This is a genomic window from Paraburkholderia sp. BL25I1N1 (genome assembly GCF_003002025.1).
Classification (GTDB): Bacteria; Pseudomonadota; Gammaproteobacteria; order Burkholderiales; family Burkholderiaceae; genus Paraburkholderia.
The window spans coordinates 81,880-98,699 of record NZ_PVZB01000008.1 but is presented as its reverse complement, the minus strand read 5'-3'; the positions used below and the strand labels follow the sequence as shown (position 1 = coordinate 98,699).

13 protein-coding genes are annotated in these 16,820 nt (G+C 60.9%); 6 read left to right on the top strand and 7 right to left on the bottom strand.

Annotated elements, in window-relative coordinates:
• Positions 1-59 precede the first annotated feature (59 nt).
• The 5 genes from B0G73_RS13850 (at position 60) to B0G73_RS13830 (ending at position 4,569) form a co-directional block, all read left to right on the top strand.
• The gene (locus B0G73_RS13850; protein ID WP_106281600.1) at positions 60-497 is read left to right on the top strand and encodes a MerR family transcriptional regulator; all 438 of its coding nucleotides are present in this window, start codon (positions 60-62) and stop codon (positions 495-497) included.
• Between the two features lie 177 nt (positions 498-674).
• Positions 675-1,574 (top strand): acetoacetate decarboxylase, encoded by a 900-nt coding sequence (locus tag B0G73_RS13845; RefSeq protein ID WP_106281598.1) that lies wholly within the window; start codon positions 675-677, stop codon positions 1,572-1,574.
• Between the two features lie 86 nt (positions 1,575-1,660).
• A complete protein-coding gene (locus B0G73_RS13840; RefSeq protein ID WP_106281596.1) occupies positions 1,661-2,128 on the top strand; it encodes a MerR family transcriptional regulator in 468 nt (155 codons plus the stop codon).
• 224 nt (positions 2,129-2,352) lie between these two features.
• Positions 2,353-3,042, top strand: a complete 690-nt coding sequence (locus B0G73_RS13835; protein WP_106281594.1) for a type 1 glutamine amidotransferase domain-containing protein — start codon at positions 2,353-2,355, stop codon at positions 3,040-3,042.
• A gap of 21 nt (positions 3,043-3,063) precedes the next feature.
• Positions 3,064-4,569 (top strand): coniferyl aldehyde dehydrogenase, encoded by a 1,506-nt coding sequence (locus B0G73_RS13830; protein WP_258193307.1) that lies wholly within the window; start codon positions 3,064-3,066, stop codon positions 4,567-4,569.
• Positions 4,570-5,010: 441 nt separating this feature from the next.
• Here B0G73_RS13830 and B0G73_RS13825 read toward each other — a convergent pair whose 3' ends face one another.
• The gene (locus tag B0G73_RS13825; RefSeq protein ID WP_106281592.1) at positions 5,011-6,117 is read right to left on the bottom strand and encodes a serine protease; all 1,107 of its coding nucleotides are present in this window, start codon (positions 6,115-6,117) and stop codon (positions 5,011-5,013) included.
• A 752-nt stretch (positions 6,118-6,869) separates the two neighbouring features.
• Here B0G73_RS13825 and B0G73_RS13820 point away from each other — a divergent pair.
• Positions 6,870-8,699, top strand: a complete 1,830-nt coding sequence (locus B0G73_RS13820) for a serine aminopeptidase domain-containing protein (RefSeq protein WP_106281590.1) — start codon at positions 6,870-6,872, stop codon at positions 8,697-8,699.
• A 278-nt stretch (positions 8,700-8,977) separates the two neighbouring features.
• On the opposite strand, the gene B0G73_RS13815 is transcribed toward B0G73_RS13820, so the two are convergent.
• The 6 genes from B0G73_RS13815 to B0G73_RS13790 all read right to left on the bottom strand — a co-directional run bounded on the left by B0G73_RS13815 (position 8,978) and on the right by B0G73_RS13790 (position 16,788).
• Positions 8,978-10,180: a betaine/proline/choline family ABC transporter ATP-binding protein gene (locus tag B0G73_RS13815; RefSeq protein WP_106281588.1), complete on the bottom strand. Its 1,203-nt coding sequence runs from the start codon at positions 10,178-10,180 to the stop codon at positions 8,978-8,980.
• Complete coding sequence (locus B0G73_RS13810) at positions 10,177-10,830, bottom strand: ABC transporter permease (protein WP_106281586.1); 654 nt, start codon at positions 10,828-10,830, stop codon at positions 10,177-10,179. Before B0G73_RS13810 ends, B0G73_RS13815 begins: the two co-directional genes overlap by 4 nt.
• 15 nt (positions 10,831-10,845) lie before the next feature.
• Positions 10,846-11,742 carry a glycine betaine ABC transporter substrate-binding protein gene (locus B0G73_RS13805; protein ID WP_106281584.1) on the bottom strand — a complete coding sequence of 299 codons (897 nt, stop codon included), beginning with the start codon at positions 11,740-11,742 and terminating at the stop codon, positions 10,846-10,848.
• A complete protein-coding gene (locus B0G73_RS13800) occupies positions 11,739-12,455 on the bottom strand; it encodes an ABC transporter permease (RefSeq protein ID WP_106281582.1) in 717 nt (238 codons plus the stop codon). The genes B0G73_RS13805 and B0G73_RS13800 overlap by 4 nt, the downstream gene beginning before the upstream one ends.
• Before the next feature lie 526 nt (positions 12,456-12,981).
• Positions 12,982-16,005, bottom strand: coding sequence for an FAD-binding and (Fe-S)-binding domain-containing protein (locus B0G73_RS13795; RefSeq protein ID WP_106281580.1), 3,024 nt, complete (start codon positions 16,003-16,005; stop codon positions 12,982-12,984).
• A gap of 33 nt (positions 16,006-16,038) precedes the next feature.
• Positions 16,039-16,788: a 2-keto-4-pentenoate hydratase gene (locus tag B0G73_RS13790; protein ID WP_106281578.1), complete on the bottom strand. Its 750-nt coding sequence runs from the start codon at positions 16,786-16,788 to the stop codon at positions 16,039-16,041.
• Between the last annotated feature and the right edge of the window lie 32 nt (positions 16,789-16,820).

The following is a 16,820-nucleotide window of genomic DNA, read 5'->3' as shown; positions in this document are numbered from 1 at the left end:
CGTCTTTGAACTGTAGGATTAAAGTGAACTTCAAGGTCAACACTTTTTAAAAGTGCCATATGAAGATCGGAAAACTGGCGGAGCTCAGCGGCCTGACAGCGTCCCGTATCCGCTTCTATGAAGCGGCCGGCGTGATCAAGGCGTTCGAGCGGACGGCGAACGGCTATCGCGACTACCCCTCGGAGGCGTTGACGATACTCGAGATCATCGCCAGTGCCCAGCGCGCGGGCTTCTCGCTTGAACAGATCCGGCATCTGCTGCCAACGGGTCAGGGCCCGTGGCAGCATGACGAACTAGTCAAGGCGCTCAAGCATAAAGTGACCGAAATCGAAGAGATGCAGGAGCGCCTGAATCAGAACAGGGCGCAGTTGCTCGTAGCCATTGAGAGCATAGAAAACAGACCGGCAGATCTGGATTGTTCAGGCAGAAAAGAGTGGGTGCTAGGCCGTCTCCGCGAAAACGGGGTTGTGCCGGAACGGAAGAAAGGCTCGCGCTGATCTACGGGCGTGATGTGCCACCGCCTGATGATTGTCCGCTTTCACGAGCTCGTGATGAATTAGCTGCGCTGAAATGCTTGACCTTGAAGTTGAGTTGAATCTTACAGTATGTCCTGCAGCAGACGATCAGTTTGTTACGACCGCCTGCAGGTCAACCATCTAGAAAGGTCAACGGATATGGACAGGCGGTTCACACAGGTCGAGTTTGGCTCACACAAGGTTGAAGTTATCGAGGGCGGATACTACGACCGTTTCCGCATGAATCCGAACCTCGACGAGGTGGCGCGGGACCCCGCTGTCGGGAACATCGATTTTTTCCGCGGAATACCGAAGCATCAGGTCGAGTCACGGGTCGGTCCGATATGGGCGCCGAATTTCTACTACCGCACCAGCAACGTCCAGGTGCTGATGCTAGCCCCGCTGGAGCGATTGCGCTCGGCGCTGCCGACGCCTCTTGAGCCGTTGCATGCATTGCCTGGCTACGGCTTGGTGGCGCTGACGTTCTTTTCGTACGCCGTCTGCGATAACGATCCTTACGACGAGGCCTCGGTCGCAGTCGTTGTCCGCCGGCCGGGCGCGCGCGGGTCCCATCTGATCGAACTGCTCGACTCAATGCGGCGTCGAAGCTTTTTCGCGCACGTCCTTGCGCTGCCGGTCTCCACCGAAATAGCAAGGGTGCGTGGGGTGTATGGCTATCAGTTACCCAAATGGCTCGCCGGAATCAACGTTGATCTCGGTGCGGGCGTCACGGCCGGTATATCGTCACTCGACGGAAAGCCGGATCTGGTGCTGAGCGCGCCACTGCCCGTCCTGCGCAGCCCTGCGCCGCAATCTCACATGGGAACGTCGACAATGGTGCACGTTATCGACGGTGAATGGCATCAGACCTCGGTCCAGACCAACACGCTATCGTTCGCTCAACGCATATTCCCGCGGAACGTAAAACTCGTGCGTAGCGGCGGCCCGTTGAGCCAGCTTCTCGATGGACTGGGCGCCTCGACAATTGTTCGCTTCGACGTGGTCGAGGACGCGCAAGTGGTTCTGAATCCGCCCACGCGCCTGAGGGTCTTTGATTAAGCTGGAGGCAATATGCAGGTCTGTGGAGATGTGCAACGAACGGCACGCAGGAGTGGATTCCGAAAAGACGGCGGAGTATCGAGCCCATGAAGATCGGTGAACTCTCGGAGCGCACCGGACTGACCCCGTCACGCATCCGCTTCTACGAGCGCATTGGGCTGCTGAAGACCGTCCAACGCCAGCCCAACGGGTATCGGACCTATCCGGCCGAGGCCCTGCTGGTGCTCGATCTGGTTGCGACTGCGCAGAAGGCCGGCTTCAGCCTCGATGAGATTGGCATGCTGCTGCCGCCCGATCCGACGCAGTGGCAGCACGGCAAGTTACTCGAAACGCTCCGCCTCAAGGTGCAGGACATCGAAGCGTTGGAAACGCGACTGGCGCAGAGCAAAACGCATCTCGTCTCGCTGATCGCGGAGATCGAAGCCAAGCCAGCAGAGATCGATTGCACGACAAACGCGAAGAGAGTGCTGTCACGAATGCGCCGCGGCGAAATGACAAGGCCCGCCCTCGCGTCCGGCGATGTCAAGGCACTGGGGAAGCCGAACCGCCGGTGACCGGTAAGGTCCCGCCAGGTCAGCATCGCCCCGACGCACCTTCGTGATCATTCTCCAGGCTGTTGATTGATCGTTACACGTGCAAAGGTCTTGACCTTGAACTTGACTTCAAGGTTATTGTTCAACCCGTCGGGCGTGTCGCGGGTATGGGCATGTTTCTGACTGCAGCAACGTCGCAGCGAGTCTGCGATGTCCGCACGGGAACAATGAAAGGGTGTTTCAACATGGCAAAACGCATACTGCACGTCGTCAGCAACGTCGCCAATTATGCCGACCAGACCGAGCCTACTGGCTTGTGGCTGTCGGAGTTGACGCATGCGTGGCACGTTTTCGGCGAAAAGGGATACGAGCAGCAGATCGTCAGTCCGAAAGGCGGTGTCTCGCCGCTCGAGCCGCGCTCCCTTAAGTGGCCCCTTGCCGATGCTTCAGTGAAGGAGTGGCTCAACGACAGGAGCCGCGAGGCGCTGCTCTCGGCAACCTCCCGTCCCGACCAGATCGATCCGGCGGACTTCGATGCGATCTATTTCACAGGCGGTCACGCCGTCATGTGGGACTTTCCGGACGACGAGCCTTTGCAGCGAATCACGCGCGACATCTACGAGCGTGGCGGGATCGTCTCGTCCGTCTGTCATGGCTATTGCGGCCTGCTGAACACCAGGCTTTCAAACGGCGCGCTGCTGGTCGCAGGACGCCGGCTTACCGGCTATTCCTGGATCGAAGAAGTGCTTGCGGGGGTTGCCAGCAAGGTGCCCTACAACGCCGAGCAGGAAATGGTCCGCCGCGGCGCAATGTATGAGAAGGCGTTGCTGCCGTTCGTCTCGAAAGTGGTCACCGACGGGCGCCTCGTGACCGGTCAGAATCCCCAATCGGCCAAGGCGACGGCAAGCCAGGTTGCAGCACTTCTTGATAACTGAATCCTTCCCAGCGAGTTGATTGTGTCCACTTTGAATGGCATCAGAAGTCACGACTTCGACTTCTACCCGGAACCCGTTCACGGCACCGATGCGCAGGCGCTCCTGGAGCGTCAGCGTGCCGCCTTTCTGAAAGAGGCGCGACCGGACCATGACCAGCGCAAGGCGCGCCTTGCGCGGCTGCGTGCGGCCGTACTTGCTTACCGCAGTGAAGTGGAAGAAGCGATCAGCGCGGATTTCGGGCATCGCTCGCGACACGAGACGGGCATCATGGAACTCGTCGGCGTCATCCAGGCCATTGACTATCTGACGCGTAACCTGCGTCGCTTCATGAGACCCGAACGCCGGCATGTCGGCTTTATCTATCGCTCAGGCCGGGCGTATGTCGAGTACCAGCCTAAAGGCGTCGTCGGTGTGATGGCACCGTGGAATTACCCCTTTTCTCTGACGTTCATTCCGCTCGCTACCGCCCTGGCCGCGGGTAACCGCGTGATGCTGAAACCCTCGGAATTGACCCCTCGCACCAGCGAACTGATCCGGCGCATGCTCGCAGACACTTTTCCGCTCGAAGAAGTGGCAGTTGTGATCGGTGGCCCGGACGTCGGTGCGGCGTTCAGCGCTCTGGCCTTCGACCACCTGTTTTTCACTGGCAGCACCCAGGTTGGGCGCAAGGTAATGAAGGCGGCAAGCGAGAACCTCGTACCCGTCACCCTTGAACTCGGCGGCAAGAGCCCGGTGATAGTGGCGCGCGGCCATGTCGACGATCGGACCATGAGCAGTATCGTCTTCGGCAAGCTCGCCAACGCCGGGCAGACTTGCGTCGCGCCTGATTACGCCCTGATCCATGAGCAGGACAGGGACGCATTTGTCGCGCAGTACAAGGCGACCGTGGCTCGCTTCTACCCGAACGGACCGGCCTCCGATGACTACACGTCGATTGTCAGTGACCGACACTATGACCGCCTGACACTTCTTGTTGAAGATGCCCGGCACAAGGGTGCGAGCGTGATCGCAGCCGGCCTCAAACCGGAGAGCGCCGCAGGAAAGCCGCGCACATTCCCTCCTACGCTGATTGTTGGAGCACGCGACGACTTGATGGTCATGCAGGAGGAAATTTTCGGCCCGATTCTGCCTGTGCGGACCTACCGAACCATGGTCGAGGCTATCGATTATGTGAACAGGCGGCCGCGCCCGTTAGCGCTTTACTACTTTGGCGCCAGGGACGCAGAATGTGAAAGCCTGCTTGAGCGCACCACATCGGGCAATGTCGGCATTAACAACACCATCATGCATGTCGCGCAGGATGATCTGCCGTTCGGGGGCGTGGGGCCGAGCGGCATGGGCGCTTACCACGGGCTGGAAGGCTTTCGCGCAATGAGCCACGCGAAGGGCGTTTTCATTCAGGGGCGATGGAGCTTCGCAAGACTGCTGCATGCACCGTTCGGTAAGCTGGCGGACCTGGCTCTTGCTGCGACGCTCCGGAAGGCGCGTGGTCGGCCTACCGGTTATCCGTCGAAGGCGAGCTCTTGAGGATGGAAAGCCGCAGTCGTATCGCAAGCACGTCACGCGCCGTGTCGCCGCAAACGTGAGCTTTTTTGAAGCCAGACCAGATGCAGTCCGCGCATCGGCGCGATGTCGTAAAGGCTGCGCTCGCGATGTTCTTCAAGTGAACGTCCGCTTCGCCTATCGTAAGGGGCATTGGCGCTTCGTCGTCGTGACGGTCTCGTCTGGGTCGAGTTGAGTCGGACACACACCGATCGACGGCGGGTTATTTATCTATTCGGCATCGGATCGTGCTCGACTCAGAAGACGACATATGCAGTTTTCCTCGACAATGATGGTTCAAGAACGGCTGGGTAAGAGGTTAAGACTGGACGCGGATCTCGCACAGTGCGTGCAACAGGGACAGCGTCAGCACGCAAGCAGTGGTCGCTGCGCTGAATGAACCCGCCGGCTTGCCGCGGCAAGTACCTACAAAGGCCAGTTCGCCCGTGCCCAGTCCACCAGATTTACCAGATTGTCGCCGCCGCTTACCGAATTGTCGGCGTCGCCGTTGAAACTCACCTCGCTCGATACAACGCCACACGCACGAACTTGACTTCCATTTTCAAACCAGGCGAAAAATGGTCCGCCAGAGTTTCCATGATTGAGGCTCGCCTCCGTTTCCAAGGTTTGACCGTCGTCGTCTTCATAATCGTCTTCGAAGGACTGCCAGCTCTGCACCGCCGGTCGCTCCCCGCTTGCGACATCGAATGGATAACCGACGTTCTCCCACACATTGAGCCCCCTCCATCCATCGTCAAAGCTCGTCGTGCCGATGTAGCCCAGCCGGTTGCCCATCGGATCAAACAACCGCAAGACCGCATAGTCATGAGACAGATTGAAGTCTGAGTCGTCAGTCCCGTAGTGGCGGGCGTCACTCACATAGGAAGAGCCGAACGGTTCGGTGCCGTCAAAGTAGTAGGGAGTGAACTTCATCCACCAGTTACCGGTTGCGATGCTATTCCAGGGCATGACGTGACGAGCGGTCAAAACGAGGCGGTCGCCTATCAGCACGCCCGATCCGGACGTGCCGTCGCTGGTAACAATCTTTCCGGTGAGTAGCCATGGCCAACTTGTGTCGAACAGGACCTGGCGGGCATCTCCGGGAAATACCGTAAGCGGCTTCACCTTGCGCCCCTTCCCGTCTCGCATCTGCGGCCGCGGTCGCTGAATGCCGGTCTTCGGGGTGAATCGGACGCCCATCCATTCAGGCCTGAACGACGGATGGCCGGAGATCTTGCCCATCGTATCAGTCTGCTCGTGTATCTGGACCGTGCCGCCCATCGGCAGCGCCTGGATCGATCCGACACTCTTCTCAATGGTGATTTTCCACAGGCTTTGATCGTCGGGGCGTACGTCGATTCGCTGACATCTCACTTTCGGCGAAAGCTCCACGCCGGATGGAACAGTTACGTAGATCGCCGGTCCGATAGATTTTGAGGGTAGATGAGGGTTTTCTTTGGTGGCGGAGAGCGGAGTGAGGGACTCAAGCTCTTCCCTTGTCATTGGGCGCGGGCGGTTTGAATGAGAAGGCATCTCGATTCTCCCGAAGCGGTTGATGGATTTGACGCGAGCAGGCAATTGAAAACTTTTCTCTGCACTTAAAACGAACTTTGCGCTTCCGTTTTAAGAGCAGTGCCGACTGCCAGGAAGTACCAAGGTAGCCACTCGGGCTAGGGAACGCTTGCAGTGGAAGTTCGATCCACCCTTGAAGCAGGTGAACGGCGGAGACGGGTCGACAAACGTTGGCGGCTGTCGGGCGGCGAACGGCCATCAAGCGACGTTCGTCCGATCGACTACCGAGACACTCCTATGGCGCGTTCGCTTTCGACACCGGCCATTTCGGCTGGGCGAAACCCGCAGTCTTTCTGCGCCGATTATCGAAAGCGCATCTTTAATGCGCGTCGATGAAGGCGGTGACGTCGGCCAGAACCGGCCTGCTTCCTCGTTATTAAAGGACGCCTGAAAATGGCTGTCCGTGCGGAAGACATCGTTCGGAACAGGGAGTCAGCGCCCACGTGAGGGCCGGACCGGCCCGCAAGGGCAGTCCCGGGAGTGACCGATGCACTCAAGAGCGCGACGTCTGAACCGCAATGCCACCATGTTCGTCACCGCACAGAAGGAAAAATGAAATGGGCGTTTAATCGTACAAGAACCTGCAACTGGAGGATCACGAAACAGATGCGCCCAAAAAACAGGCATAGTCCTCGGTTCAGTGGTACAAGAACTTTCCAAGAATGCGAATATAACGGTGCCTACGACAATAGTCGTAGGCACCGAGACAATCCATGAAGCCGATCGTATTTGGTGGGCGCTTCGGATGGCTTCATCCGGGTAAAAGCAAACATGGTGTCGTGCTGTGCAGCGCGTTCGGACATGAGCAGTCTTGGGGACACAGGGCCATGCGCTACTTGGCCGAGAGACTATCTGCGTTCGACCTTCCGGTGCTGCGCTTCGACTATCTCACAACCGGCGATTCAGTTGGCACCGACGGCGAAGGCGATCGGCTCGACGGTTTTATAGCGGATATCGGTGCGGCGGTCGAGCGCTTGAAGAGCGAAACCGGCGTGACGAACGTGACATTGTGCGGCCTGCGTCTAGGCGCGACTCTGGCGGCGCTGGCATCGCATCATCCCCTCGTGGATTCGCTTGCGTTGCTTGCGCCCATAACGCGTGGGCGCAGCTATATGCGCGAGCTGACGGCATTGCGCAGAACCTGGGTCGACAATCTTCCGGCGCCTGTTCGAGACGGGCAACTCGATTCGCCCTTACACGTACTCGGACAAGTCTACTGCGATGAGTTCTGCAGCCGGTTGAACGGGCTCGATCTCGCGACGGCAATGAGTCGCCAGCCAGCGTTGCCATCGCGCGTGCTCGTGGCCGACGTGCGGCCTGGGGCCAGCGATTCGCTATGCCTCGCACTGCGCAAGCGGGGCGTCGAGGTACAAACGCATACCTTTGACGACTATTTCGAATTCATGCAGGAGACAGCGTTGTCCGTCATGCCGGGGAAGACGCTCACGCGTGCCGCGCAATGGGTGGCCGAAAATACGGCCGGAAGCACCGCCAGCGAGCTCATGCCAGGCCGGATGAGAAAGGCTGCGCGGCCCAGCGCCCATCCCGGCTACGATATGGTCATCGAAATACCGGAAGCGATCGAGCGCCCGGTCATCTTCGGCACAGCCAGGCTCTTCGGCATATTGTGCGAGCCGCGCTACAGGCGGGCGGGCAGCCCCGTACTCCTGATCACCAATACGGCAGGCAGCGTCCATCAGGGGGACAGCCGTCTGTCGGTGCGCATTGCGCGGGAAATGGCACGCCGCGGCATTGCGTCGATGCGCATCGACGCTCGCGGGATCGGGGACAGTCCGCCGCACCCGCCGGATGGAACCTTCGATATGACGGCATCCATCCACGCGAAGACAACCATCGAAGACGTTTCGACCGCGGCCGCCTGGCTCAAGCACAAGGGCTACGATACAGTCGTCACGTTCGGGATATGCTCGGGTGCCTATAGTGCCTTGCGCGCATCACTCACCGAGCCAGCGATCGACGCCGTCATCGCCGTCAACCTTCAGCGCTTCTATATACCCGAGGGGACGACCCTGGAAGAGTTGTATGAGCAGAACCGCAACACGATGGCGCGGCTCGGGGCGGCGATCCTTAAGCCGACCCAGTGGTGGCTCGTTCTGAGCGGCAAGCGGGGCCTAAAGCCGATCGCCAAGGCCGTCGCCTCAAACGTTGTAGCGCGCCTGCGTTCGCAGGTGATCGGCGTGATCGGAAAGAACGCCGGCTCTGCTGGCGAACCGTCGCTCACCGATCCGCCGGGCGTCGTTCAGGCGCTCGAACGCAAAAAGGTACGCACGCTCCTCTTGTACGGCGTGGGCGACGATGGTCTCGACCAACTCAATGCGCACTTCGGCAAACACGGGAAGAAGCTCTCGGACGCGTCCAAGGTGATGACCACTGTCCTCAGGGATCTCGATCATGCTCTCCTGGATCCGCGGGCCTTCGCGAAGGTCGTTGCGCTGAGCGAAATGTTCGTGAAGGATCTGCATCCGAAGACCTCTTCGGCCAAAAACGCTGTTTCGCCTTTGGCGCTTGCGCAGCGGCTGTGAAGCGGGCGGAGGCCCGCCGGGAGAGGGGTATCGTCGTGTTCCTTTCGATGAGCGCAAAAGGACAAAGGTGGTGGCCCGATACTTCGCTATATCCATGAAAAGCCCCGATCGGATTCGCGTGTCAAGCGGCCGGCTTCGCAAAGTCCATCCAAACTTCTCGCGGATAAGCCGCGTGGCCGCTGTACCCCTCGAAGCGGTCGCGCTATCCCGGGCGTCGAAGGACCGCTTCAGCTCGACTCCCGCCGCCGCGCTCGCGCAGCATAAGGAAGTCGCGCAGTTCACGCATGATGAACCATCGCAGCCTGCACGGCCGCCGCTTCCGCAGCGGCAACAGCAGGCGACACGATCGCCGGCTGTCCGGTCTGCCGGCGCGAGCGTCCCGAGCTCAGATAGTCCGCGATCGAATCCTGCGTGACTTCGCCGACGTAGCGGCCGTCGCCATCCAGCACCGGCATCCATGACGAATTGAACTGGTACATCTTCGACAGCACGATGCGCAGATGCTCCTCTGCGCCGACCGTCGCCTTGAACGCGGACAAATGATCGCCGCAGACGCCTTGGCCCGCGCGCGCCGCGCGGCGCGTCACATAACCGAGCGCCTGCTGCCTGTCATCGACGATGGTCAGGTAGCGGCTGTCGCTGTCGTCCATCATCTGGAAGGCGCGCGCGACCGGCATGTCAGCATGCGCGGTTTCCGGCTGCGTGGCGGCGTCGCCGGCCTTCACCAGCAAGAGACGCTTCAACGTGCTGTCCTGACCGACGAACGCGCCGACGAACTCGTCGCGCGGATGTGCCAGCAATGTATCCGGATGATCGTATTGCACCAGTTGACCACGGCGGAACACGGCCACACGGTCGCCGAGTTTGATCGCCTCGTCGATGTCGTGGCTCACCATGATCACCGTCTTGTTCAGTTGACGCTGCATCTGGAAGAACTCGTTCTGGATCGATTCGCGATTGATCGGGTCGACCGCGCCGAACGGCTCGTCCATCAGCAGCACGGGTGGATCGGCGGCCAACGCGCGGATCACGCCGATGCGCTGCTGCTGGCCACCCGACAGTTCACGCGGATAGCGCTTCAGATACTGCTTCGGATCGAGCGCGACCATCGCCATCAACTCGGTGGCGCGTTCGCGGCAACGTTTCTTGTCCCAGCCGAGCAGGCGCGGCACGACCGTGATGTTCTCCTCGATCGTCATGTTGGGGAACAGGCCGATCTGCTGGATCACGTAGCCGATGTGACGGCGCAATTCCACTTCGTTCAGACCGGAAGTGTCCTCGCCGTTGATCAGCACGCGGCCCGAAGTCGGCGCGATCAGACGGTTGATCATTTTCAGCGTGGTGGTCTTGCCGCAGCCCGACGGGCCGAGAAACACGCAGATTTCGCCTTCGCCGACAGTCAGGCTCACGGAGTCGACCGCCTTAACCTGCTGGCCGTCCTTCTGCGTAAACGTCTTGGTCAGTTTGTCGAGTTCGATCATGTCTTTTGTACTCCCTTCGGGGTCAGCAAGCGTTGCAGCGCTTGCAGCAGCAGGTCGGCGACGATCGCGAGCACGCTCACGAGCACGGCGCCCACCAACAGTTTCATCATGTTGCTCTGGCCGATCGCGCGAATGATCAGCGTGCCGAGACCGCCCGCGCCGATTACCGCGGCGATCGTCATCACGCCGATGTTCATCACCACCGCCGTGCGCACGCCGCCGAGAATCACCGGCACGGCAAGCGGTAAATCGACGAGGCGCAGCCGTTGCCACACCGTCATGCCGATGCCAATGCCCGCTTCCTTGATGCCGGCGTCGACGTTGCGCAGCGCGAGGTAGGTGTTGCGCATGATCGGCAGCAGCGAATAGAGGAACACCGCGGTAATCGCCGGCACCGCGCCGATGCCCTGGCCGAAGCGCGAGAACACGGGAATCATCAAGCCGAATAGAGCGATGGAAGGCAGCGTCAGCACGACCGTCGCCACGCTCAGCAGCGGCGCGGCCAGCCACTCGTGCCGATTGATCAGGATACCCAGGGGTACACCGACGACGATCGCGCAGCCCACCGCGATCCCCACGAGCCACACGTGTTGCGCGGTGAGTTGCAGCAATTCAGGCCAGTTGGCCGATAGATAGTCGAATACAGTCATAAAGAAGATCTCCGCTCAGGGCAGCTTGTGCGTGCGCAGGAATTCCGCCGCCACTTCGCGCACCGCCTTGCCGTCGATATCGACTTGCTTGTTCATCTCCAGCATCGTGTCGTTGTTGAGCGCGTCGGAGAGCGCATTCAATTGCGGCGCGAGTTGCGGGTTCTGGTCGAGCGTCGTCTTGCGCACCACCGGTGTGGCGTTGTACGCGGGGAAGTAGTGACGGTCGTCTTCGAGCGGCGTGATGTTGAAGCCCTTCACGCGACCGTCCGTCGTGTAGATCAGTCCGATCGGCACCTGGTTGTTATGCAACGCGGTGTAGACGAGACCCGGATCCATCTGACGCGTTTCCTCGCGGCTGAACTGCATGCCGTAGGCGGCTTCGAGCGGCTTCAGGCCGTCCGGTCGATTGGCGAACTCCGCATCCATTGCGAACACGTGCTTCTTGTTCGGCTCCGCGGCCATCTTCGCCGCGAGTTGCGAAATCGTGCGGATGCCGGTTTGCTGCGCGACTTGCTCCGGCAGACCGAGCGCGTACGTGTTGTTCAGCGGCGAGCAGTCGAGCCAGATCAGACCACGTTTTGCATCGAGCGCTTTTACGCGTTCGTACATCGTCTTCGGATCGAGCTTCTCGGTGATCTTGTTGTAGACGATCGCGGCGGTGCCGGTGTATTCCCACGTGATGTCGACCTGACCGTTCTCCTGCGCGCTGCGCAACAGCGTACTGCCGAGGCCGGTGCGGGCGTCGATCGTGTAGCCCTTCGCGCGCAGGTACTGCGATGTGATCTCGGTAAGAACGTACTGCTCGGTGAAATTTTTTCCACCGAGTACGAGCGTCGCCGCGTTCGCGTGAATACTCGCAAAGAGTAATGCGCCAGCGGCGATCCAGCGGCTGCGCTTGAACAGATTCGTCATGCCGTCACCCCACGTCGCGCGAGCAGGTAGCGGCTGCCGGTCGAGACGATGCCGTCCAGAACCAACGCGAGAATCGCGGTGGCCGCCGCGCCGAGCAAAAGCTGCTGCTGGTTGTTCAGATAGATGCCGGGAAAGATCAGCGTGCCGAGACTGTCCGCGCCGATCAGATAGGCGAGCGGCGCGCTGCCCACATTGATTGCGAGCGCCGTGCGCACGCCGCCGATGATGATCGGCATGGCGTTGGGCAACTCCACACGCAACAGCGACTGCCAGCCCGTCATGCCGAGGCCGCGCGCGGCCTCGCGTAATGCGGGCGAGACGTTCTTCATGCCTTCATAGGCATTGCGTGTGATGGGCAGCAACGACGCGAGAAACAGCGCGACGAGCGCCGGAATATCGCCGATACCGAAGATGCCGAGCGCGATCGCCAGCACGGCCAGCGAGGGAATCGTGTTGCCGATGTTGAAGATCTGCATGAAACGTTCGGCGTGACGCGCGAACGAGGGACGGCTCAGCAATACGCCGGCGGGAATGCCAACCAGGAGCGCAAGCGCCATGGAATAACCGACGAGCAACAGATGTCGCTTCGTGTAGTAGACCAGATCGGGCGCGTACTGATGGAGTGCGCCGGGGTCGATCGCGCGACACAGCAACGCGACGACAATACCGATGGCTACAAGACTGACGACCAGTCTGGCAGGACGTTGAATCATGAAGATGCGCCTCCTTGTTCGAGCGACGCGCGGAAATAGCCGCGCCGCACAGGCGCCGTGACGGCGCTGCGAATGGGAAGTTCGGGACGCGGCACATGCCGCGAGGTGAACCGAGTGGTGCCGGAGGTTTGCCTTTCTCCCGGCGCGAAGGCGGGGTGATTTCGCCTTCGGCGGCGGACCAGTCAGCAAAACTGGTGCCAGATCCATCGATGATGTTGGATAGCAGCGCTAGGCTCCTACCCGGCGGGGTTTGGGTGCCCCTTTTGAGTACCGGCTGTTTTACCGGCCACAGGGCGGACGCAAACTGCTGCCAGTTTGCACCTAACCCCTTCTAACTTAGCTTATCTAGCTGCAATTTCGCTGCCAGGTTGCTGCGATTATACGGGCGATGGGTGGCTTCGTCTACCCATGTGATTACTGCGGAGAAGTCGGACGGAGCGCCGGCTTTGACTTTTGCTTGATTTCCACTCTCCCGCAAAAGCTCACCGGTGGGTTTTTCAACGGCTTTTTCGGCTCCCGGAAACGCTCACCGCAACGCCATCGCCAGCACACGCGCCACGTGGATCGCGTCGACGTCCGCGCCATCGTGAATCTGATGCCGGCAACTCGTGCCGTCCGCGACCATGAACGTGTCGCCGTCCATCTTGCGCACCGCCGGCAGCAGCGACAGTTCCGCCATCGCCTGTGACGTCGCGTAATGCTCGGCCTCGTAGCCGAAACTGCCCGCCATTCCGCAGCACGACGATTCCACCGTCGATACCTTCAATTCAGGAATCCACTTCAACACGGTTTGCACGGGCGTGAAGGCGTCGAAGGCCTTTTGATGGCAATGGCCATGCACCAGCGCCTGCTGCTTCGCCAAAGGCTTCAACGCAAGCTGCAGACGTCCGGCCTTTTCCTCGCGCACCAGAAACTCCTCGAATAGAAACGCCTGTTTCGACAACCGCTGCGCTTCGTCGCCAAAGCCATAGTGCAAGAACTCGTCGCGCAAGGACAGCAAGCAAGACGGCTCCAACCCGACGATCGGCACGCCGCGCTCCACGAACGGCTTGAACAGATCGAGCATGCGCCGCGCTTCCTGCTTCGCTTCATCGACGAGACCCGCCGCGAGGAAGGTGCGGCCGCAGCAAACGGGCCGCTCGCCCTGGCGCGTGTTGAAGTGCACCGTGTAGCCCGCAGCCTCCAACACCTGCTGCGCGGCGCGCGCGTTCTCCGGCTCCATGTTGTTGTTGAACGTGTCGACGAATAGCAGGACTTCTTTGAGCGCGGCGCCTTGCTCTGCTTTGCGCGATGAAACCGCATCCGCCAAAAACGACTTCTTGAAGCGCGGCAAGCTACGCTCAGGCGCAAAGCCCACGGACCGCTTGAACCACGCCGACAGCACCGGCACATTGTCGGCCAGCGCCATCAAGCCCGGCATGCGGCTCGCCGTCGACGCGTAACGCGGCATGAAAGCCACCAGCTTGTCACGCAGACGCAGCCCGTGACGCTTGACGCGTGCCGCCCGTGCCTCGATCTTGAACTTCGCCATATCGACGCCCGTCGGGCAATCGCGCTTGCAGCCCTTGCAGGAGACGCACAGATCGAGCGTTTCCTTCACGTCGTCGCTCGCGAGACCCGCTTCGCCGAGTTGACCGGAAATCGCGAGGCGCAATGTGTTCGCGCGTCCGCGAGTGACGTGCTGCTCGTCCTTCGTCACGCGATAGCTCGGGCACATGGTGCCCGCGTCGAACTTGCGGCAGTGGCCGTTGTTATTGCACATCTCGACGGCCTTCGCGAGACCGCCGGCCAGATCCTTGCCGCTGCCCGGCAAAGTCTCCTGTCCGGTCAGCGGATCGCGTTCGACATTCCATGCCGACCAGTCGAGCGCGGTGTCAATGCGATGTTCCTTGTAGCCCGGCGCGAAGCGAAAATTGCGCGCGTCGTCCATCTTCGGCGGACGCACGATCTTGTCGGGATTGAAACGGTTGTCCGGATCGAATAGCGTCTTGATCTCGCTGAACGCCTGATTCAGACGCGGCCCGTATTGCCACGCGACCCATTCGCCGCGGCACAATCCGTCGCCGTGTTCGCCCGAATACGCGCCCTTGTATTCGCGTACAAGGGCCGCGGCTTCATCGGCGATGGCGCGCATCTTCTGCGCGCCGTCGCGGCGCATGTCGAGAATCGGCCGCACGTGCAGCGTGCCGACGCTTGCATGCGCATACCATGTGCCTTCCGTGCCGTTTCGGTGGAACACTTCGGTGAGGCGGCTCGTGTATTCGGCCAGATGTTCAAGCGGTACGGCGCAATCTTCGATGAAGGACACCGGCTTGCCATCGCCCTTCATGCTCATCATGATATTGAGCCCCGCCTTGCGCACTTCCCACAGCGCTTTCTGTTCGTTCGCGTCGGGCATCTCGACGACCGAATCGGGCAAGCCGAGATCGGCCATCAGTTCGGTGAGCTGCTTGAGCGAAGCAAGTTGCGCCTCGCGGTCCTCGCCCGCGAACTCCACCAGCAGAATGGCTTGCGGCTCACCGACTAGCGCCTTGCCGATCACCGGACGAAACGCCGGATTGCTCATCGCCAGATCGATCATCGTGCGATCGACCAGTTCCACCGCCACCGGCTTCAGCTTGACGATGTGCTGCGTAAGATCCATCGACTGCCAGAAGGTCGGGAAGTTGACCACGCCGAGCGTTTTATACGCGGGCAGCGGCGCGAGCCTGAGCGTCAATTGCCGGCTGAACGCGAGCGTGCCCTCCGAGCCGACCAGCAGATGCGCGAGGTTCGCGACGCCGTCGTCGGTATAAGCGCGCGGGTTCTGGCAATCGAACACGTCGATGTTGTAGCCCGCCACGCGGCGCAAAACCTTCGGCACCCGCGCGACGATTTCGTCGCGCTCGCGTTCGGCGATCTGCTTCACGCCCGCAAGTAACTGCTGCAAGCGCGCGCCTTGCGGTGCTTCATGCAACGAGCCGAAATGTGCTTCGCTACCGTCGGCGAGAATCGCATCGATCGATTCGACGTTGTGCACCATGTTGCCGTATTCGATCGAGCGCGAGCCGCACGAATTGTTGCCGGCCATGCCGCCGATCGTGCATTGCGCGGCGGTCGAAACATCCACCGGAAACCATAGTCCATGCGGCTTAAGCCATGCGTTCAAATGATCCAGCACGACGCCCGGCTCGACCGTCACCGTGCGCGCTTCGGCATCGAAGGCGACGATATTGTTCAACCACTTGCTCGTATCGATCACCAGCGCTTCGCCGACCGTCTGGCCACATTGGCTCGTGCCCGCGCCGCGTGCGAGCAGCGGCACTTTCTCGCTGCGCGCGATTTCCAATGCGATGCGCAGATCGTCCTGGTCGCGCGGCACCACCACGCCGATCGGCGTGATCTGATAGATCGACGCGTCGGTCGCGTAACGACCGCGGCTCGCCGCGTCGAACAGCACGTCGCCGCGCAGCGATTTGCGCAGATGCTGCGCGAGCGGACTCGTCAGCCGCGCGGCGGACGGAACGAGATGGATCGGCTTGACGAGTAAAGCGGAAGTGGGGTTCGTCATATCGTCGGCCTATGGCAAATACAGGGGAAGCGGCTAGTACAGCGTGAGGCTGACCGGTGCGAGTCCTTCAATGCGCCCGCTCGCCGTACCCGCCGTCTTCGGAAAGAACATGCCGGTGTATGAACCGGCCGTGATGACCATCTCAGGCGTCACGGCAATGCCGCGCGACGTGGCGTGATTGACGAGCCACGTCAGCAAGCGCCGCGGATCGCCGGCCGGATTGGCGGGCGTGGCTTTAACCACATCCTGTCCGTCGAAATCGAATTGCAGCGAAGGCGCCACGAACGGAAAGTCCTCGCGATACGGCGTGAACTCGCCCACGATCAGCGCGCCGTGATTCTGCAAGTCAGCGAGTTGAGCGAGCTTGTCGATAGCCGGCCACCCGGCGTAGCGGCTCGCCACGATTTCGATGGTCGCGCCAATCGAGCCGATACTCGCCAGCACTTCGGCCTCGCTATACGGCGTGGTAGAAACATCGAAGCGCCGCCCGAAACGAAACGCGATTTCCAGTTCGAGCCCTAAGGGCGTGAAGTCTTGGTGCGGCAAACGGGCGCCGTCGGCATGCAGGTCGAGGTCGGGTAAGGGCGCGCCCTGGATTGGACCGCTCTCGGACTTCGCGCCGATTTTCCAACCGGCGATCTGCGCGCCGCATGCGTCCAGGATCTCGTGCTGGATTGCGTAGGCCGCGGCGGCATCGGCTGGGATTTCCTCGGGCGGCAACGTGTCGAGCGTGGCGTGATTGCGGCGTGCGTCGGCGAGAAGCCGGCTGAGTGCTGTTGTCATAGTGTCATGAGGCTGAGAGGGGAAACGGCGCG

Excerpts from the sequence above, each read along its gene's own strand:
- B0G73_RS13825 (WP_106281592.1), bottom strand. The coding sequence starts at position 6,117 with ATGCCTTCTCATTCAAACCGCCCGCGCCCAATGACAAGGGAAGAGCTT.
- B0G73_RS13840 (WP_106281596.1), top strand. The coding sequence starts at position 1,661 with ATGAAGATCGGTGAACTCTCGGAGCGCACCGGACTGACCCCGTCACGC.
- B0G73_RS13850 (WP_106281600.1), top strand. The coding sequence starts at position 60 with ATGAAGATCGGAAAACTGGCGGAGCTCAGCGGCCTGACAGCGTCCCGT.
- B0G73_RS13815 (WP_106281588.1), bottom strand. The coding sequence starts at position 10,180 with ATGATCGAACTCGACAAACTGACCAAGACGTTTACGCAGAAGGACGGC.
- B0G73_RS13835 (WP_106281594.1), top strand. The coding sequence starts at position 2,353 with ATGGCAAAACGCATACTGCACGTCGTCAGCAACGTCGCCAATTATGCC.
- B0G73_RS13790 (WP_106281578.1), bottom strand. The coding sequence starts at position 16,788 with ATGACAACAGCACTCAGCCGGCTTCTCGCCGACGCACGCCGCAATCAC.
- B0G73_RS13810 (WP_106281586.1), bottom strand. The coding sequence starts at position 10,830 with ATGACTGTATTCGACTATCTATCGGCCAACTGGCCTGAATTGCTGCAA.
- B0G73_RS13820 (WP_106281590.1), top strand. The coding sequence starts at position 6,870 with ATGAAGCCGATCGTATTTGGTGGGCGCTTCGGATGGCTTCATCCGGGT.
- B0G73_RS13800 (WP_106281582.1), bottom strand. The coding sequence starts at position 12,455 with ATGATTCAACGTCCTGCCAGACTGGTCGTCAGTCTTGTAGCCATCGGT.
- B0G73_RS13805 (WP_106281584.1), bottom strand. The coding sequence starts at position 11,742 with ATGACGAATCTGTTCAAGCGCAGCCGCTGGATCGCCGCTGGCGCATTA.
- B0G73_RS13845 (WP_106281598.1), top strand. The coding sequence starts at position 675 with ATGGACAGGCGGTTCACACAGGTCGAGTTTGGCTCACACAAGGTTGAA.
- B0G73_RS13795 (WP_106281580.1), bottom strand. The coding sequence starts at position 16,005 with ATGACGAACCCCACTTCCGCTTTACTCGTCAAGCCGATCCATCTCGTT.